Genomic DNA, 3,369 nt, shown 5'->3' on the forward strand with positions numbered 1-3,369 from the left:
TCAATGCGTCGTCGGCGGCCGCGGCCGGTGCGCTCGCGCTCGGCGATACCGCGCAGTCGACCGCGCAGAACGCGATTGCATTCGGCTCGAACGCGAAGGCGTCGCATGCGGGCAGCGTCGCGCTCGGCGCGAACGCGGTGGCGGATGGCTCGATGCTCGGCAATGCGGGGTACAACCCGGGCAGCGGCACGATCGCGGGCACGAGCCCGGTGGGCGAGGTGAGCGTGGGCAGCGCCGGGGCGGAACGCAGGATGACGAACGTCGCGGCGGGCTCGGGCGATACCGATGCGGTGAACGTGAGCCAGCTCAGGTCGCTCGGCACGAACGTGAACAACCTTGGCAACACGACGGCCGCGGCGATTGGCGGCGGCGCGTCGTACGATCCGGCGACCGGCAACGTGTCCGCACCGACGTTCAATATCGCGGGCGGCCAGCAGACGTCGGTGGGCGACGCGATCAACGCGCTGAATCAAGGCTGGAGCGTGACGACGAGCGGCAACGCGAGCGGCACGGCAGTGACAGCGGTCAAGCCGGGCGCGACGATGACGGTCGACGGCGGGAAGAACATCGCGCTGACGCAGAATGGTTCGACGATCTCGATCGCGACGAGCGACACGCCGACGTTCACGAGCGTGGGGATCGACAACGGCGGCCCGGTGCTGTCGGGCTCGGGCCTCGACATGGTGGGACACAAGGTCACGAACGTCGCGCCGGGCGATGTGTCGTCGACGAGTACGGATGCGGTGAACGGGTCGCAATTGAACCAGACGAACCAGACCGTGAACAACCTCGGCGACAGCACGGCGTCGGTGATCGGCGGCGGCGCGTCGTACGATCCGGCGACGGGCAAGGTCACGGGCCCGACGTACAACATCGCGGGCGGCCAACAGACGACGATCAGCGACGCGATCAACGCGTTGAACGAAGGCTGGAACGTGACGACGAGCGGCAACGCGAGCGGCACGGCAGTGACGGCGATCAAGCCGGGTGCGACGATGACGGTCGATGGCGGGAAGAACATCGCGCTGACGCAGAATGGTTCGACGATCTCGATCGCGACGAGCGACACGCCGACGTTCACGAGCGTGGGGATCGACAACGGCGGCCCGGTGCTGTCGGGCTCGGGCCTCGACATGGCAGGCCAGAAGATCACGAACGTCGCGCCGGGCGATGTGTCGTCGACGAGTACGGATGCGGTGAACGGGTCGCAGCTCAACGAAACGAATCAGAAGATCCATGAGACGGCCGATCGCGCGGTGAAGTACGACGGCAACCCGGGCGATCCGAAGACGCAGATCACGCTGGAAGGCCCGGCTTCGACTGACGGCGGCAAGACCGGCGGCACGAAGATCACGAACGTGGCACAGGGCGACGTGTCGGCCAACAGCACGGACGCCGTGAACGGCTCGCAGCTCAACGAAACGAACCAGAACGTGACGAAGCTGGGCAACACGATCACGAACATCGCGGGCGATACGAGCCAGGCGTACACGGACCAGAACGGGATGGGCATCCGCTATGCGCGCACGAACGAAGCCGGTCTCGCACAGACCGACGCGTTCGCACAAGCACCGGGCAGCACGGCGGTGGGCTACAGCGCGACGGCCAGCGCCGCCGACGCACTGGCGCTGGGCCGCGAAGCGACGGCCTCGCACGCCGGCAGCGTGGCGCTCGGCGCGTATGCGATCGCCGACGGCAGCACGCTCGGCAACGCTGCATACAACCCGGGCAGCGGCACGATTGCGGGTACGAGCCCGGTCGGTGAAGTGAGCGTGGGCAGCAGCGGCGCCGAACGCCGGATCACGAACGTCGCGGCGGGCTCGGGCGATACCGACGCGGTGAACGTGAGCCAGCTCAAGGCGCTGCAATCGAGCGTCGGCGACGTGAGCGACCGCGCGGTGAAATACGACGGCAACCCGGGCGATCCGAAGACACAGATCACGCTGGAAGGCCCGGCATCGACGGACGGCGGTAAAACCGGCGGCACGAAGATCACGAACGTCGCACAGGGCGATGTGTCGGCGACCAGCACGGACGCGGTGAACGGCTCGCAGCTCAACGAAACGAACCAGAACGTGACGAAGCTGGGCGACACGGTCACGAACATCGCGGGCGACACGAGCCAGTCGTACACGGACCAGAACGGGATGGGCATCCGCTATGCGCGCACGAACGAAGCGGGTCTTGCGCAGACCGACGCGTTCGCGCAGGCGCCGGGCAGTACGGCGGTCGGCTACAGCGCAACGGCCAGCGCCGCCGACGCACTGGCGCTGGGCCGCGAAGCGACGGCCTCGCATGCCGGCAGCGTGGCGCTCGGCGCGCATGCGGTGGCCGATGGCAGCACGCTCGGCAATGCCGCATACAACCCGGGCAGTGGCACGGTTGCCGGCACGAGCCCGGTCGGCGAAGTGAGCGTAGGCAGCAGCGGCGCCGAACGTCGGCTCACGAACGTGGCGGCGGGCTCGGGCGATACCGACGCGGTGAACGTGAGCCAGCTGAAGTCGGTGGAAGCGAGCGTCAGCGACCTGGATGCGGGCGCGGTGAAGTACGACCGCAACCCGGACGGCACGATCGACTACACGCACGTGACGATGAACCCGGGCGGCGCGCCGACGACGATCACGAACGTCGCGGCCGGCGAGCTGTCGGCGACCAGCACGGACGCGGTCAACGGTTCGCAGCTGTACGAGACGAACCAGAACGTGACGCGCCTCGGCGACCAGATCGACAACATCGCGAATGGCGGCGGCATCAAGTACTTCCACGCGAACGGCGGCAGTGCGACGCCGTTGCCCGATTCGCAGGCGAACGGCGCCGGCAGCACGGCGATGGGGCCGGCGGCGGTGGCCAACGGTGCGAACACGGTCGCGGTCGGCAACGGCTCGGTCGCGAGCAAGGACGGTGACGTCGCGCTCGGCGCGGGCTCGGTGGCCGATCGCGGGGCGGAGCAATACACGGGCAAGTATTCCGGCGCGGACAACGCGACGGCCGGCACGGTGTCGGTAGGCGCGCCGGGTGCGGAGCGCACGATCAGCAACGTGGCCGACGGCCGCGAAGCGACCGACGCGGTGAACGTGCGGCAGCTCGACGGTGCGGTGAAGGCGGCGAACGACTATACCGACCAGCAGGTGCAGAAGGTCGCCGGCGACGTCGTGCACGTCGGCGACCAGATCGACAAGCTCGGCGACCGCGTGACGAACGTCGAAGGCGACGTGAACAACATCAAGAAGGGCGCGGGCGGCATGTTCCAGGTCAGCCAGGACCAGACGCCGGTCGCACCGTCGGCGAGCGGCAGCAATTCGGTGGCCGGCGGCGCGGGCGCGGTGGCGTCGGGCTCGAACGGCACGGCGATCGGCAACCAGGCGAGCG

General features: G+C 68.7%; 1 protein-coding gene. It reads left to right on the forward strand.

Features of this window, described 5'->3' with window-relative positions:
• On the forward strand, positions 1-3,369 hold a 3,369-nt coding region (locus G3N93_RS36350; protein ID WP_206135176.1), incomplete at both ends, for a YadA family autotransporter adhesin.

This window comes from Burkholderia sp. Se-20378, from assembly GCF_017104665.1.
GTDB lineage: Bacteria > Pseudomonadota > Gammaproteobacteria > Burkholderiales > Burkholderiaceae > Burkholderia > Burkholderia lata.